This window comes from aff. Roholtiella sp. LEGE 12411 (assembly GCF_015206995.1).
Lineage (GTDB): Bacteria > Cyanobacteriota > Cyanobacteriia > Cyanobacteriales > Nostocaceae > Komarekiella.
On the sequence record NZ_JADEXR010000325.1, the window covers coordinates 1 to 1,286 of the forward strand.

Annotated in this window: 1 protein-coding gene; it reads right to left on the reverse strand. The window is 44.5% G+C overall.

Features of this window, described 5'->3' with window-relative positions; genetic code table 11:
- Positions 1–107: 107 nt before the first annotated feature.
- Positions 108–1,232, reverse strand: a complete 1,125-nt coding sequence (locus tag IQ246_RS29710; protein ID WP_194006860.1) for a thiamine phosphate synthase — start codon at positions 1,230–1,232, stop codon at positions 108–110.
- Between the last annotated feature and the right edge of the window lie 54 nt (positions 1,233–1,286).

The window sequence follows — 1,286 nt, forward strand, 5'->3', positions numbered from 1 at the left end:
GCATTGGGCATGGGGCATTGGGGATGGGGGATTAAAAGAGGTTTTTATTGTTTTTGGTAAGTAATGGGTTATGGGGATTTATTAGTAAGTTGCCAAAAATCATTTAATCATTTTGAATTGGGAATTTCTAAAGGCTCTGGTTTAATGCGATTGAGTTGGGAGAGAAAATATTGTGTTACTAGGGTAGGCTGTTCAGCCTGGATAAGCGATCGCACTACCGCTACACGTTCTGCTCCTGCATCCATCACATCATTGATATTGTTCGCATCTATTCCTCCAATGGCAAACCAGGGAATTGAGCAATTTTTGGCAGCATAACTGACATATTCTAAGCCTGCTGCTGCTTTACCTATTTTTGTAGGAGTTTCATAAACTGGCCCGACGCCAATATAATCTGCACCTTCCGCAATTGCCTCTTGCATTTCTTGGGAATTTGTGGTAGAGCGACCTATCAAGCGTTGCGAACCGAGTAATTGTCGGGCGATGGCAATAGGCATATCTTGTTGTCCCAGATGCACCCCATCTGCATCTACCGCCAAAGCGAGATCTACTCGGTCATTGATGATGAACAGAGCACCGTAGGTGTGACACAATTGCTGTAGTTTCTTAGCTTGTTCTAGACGGAAAGAATCATCGGCGGTTTTGTCGCGGTACTGTAGGAGCGTTAATCCACCTTTAAGTGCAGCTTCGACAGTACCCAAAAGGGTTTCGCTGGGAGAAGTGACAAGATATAGACGCGATCGCCACAACATTTGATGTCGTTGATAACCCAGTAAACTACTTTCGAGAGCATAAACCTGATAGCGCATCTGCTTACAAGCTTTAGACATATTTGGGTGGTAAAGCTTGCCATATTCTTCCAGTACCCGCAGTGCTTCTTCTGTACGACAAAAATTAGCCTGTAACAAAGATTTAATGCTAGCCCGTTTTTCTTCTTGAGGATGGGTTAAATCAGTCCCAGGATCACCTGGTGTATCTCGCGCCGCCCGCATTTCAGAGGTATGCCACTTAGCTATCTCTTGTCGTAAGTGCTTACATTCAAGAGATAACTGAGCGTTATTTAATCCAAAACGACACCATTCCTCGATAATTCGCAAACCCTCACGGGCGCGATCTAAATTGGCGTCTAAAATGCGGTGAACAACTTGCTGTATTTGCTCTTTTTGGCTGTAAGGCTCGACCATTACAACAACCCCATTAGTGCTTTCATCGAAACAGCCAGCCTCTTTCATCTTGTTTTTCGCATTGGTGATTGTTTATGAGGTATTGGGGATGGGGGATGGGGG

Bases quoted from the DNA above. Each gene is read 5' to 3' on its own strand.
- IQ246_RS29710 (WP_194006860.1), bottom strand. From the start codon at position 1,232: ATGAAAGAGGCTGGCTGTTTCGATGAAAGCACTAATGGGGTTGTTGTA.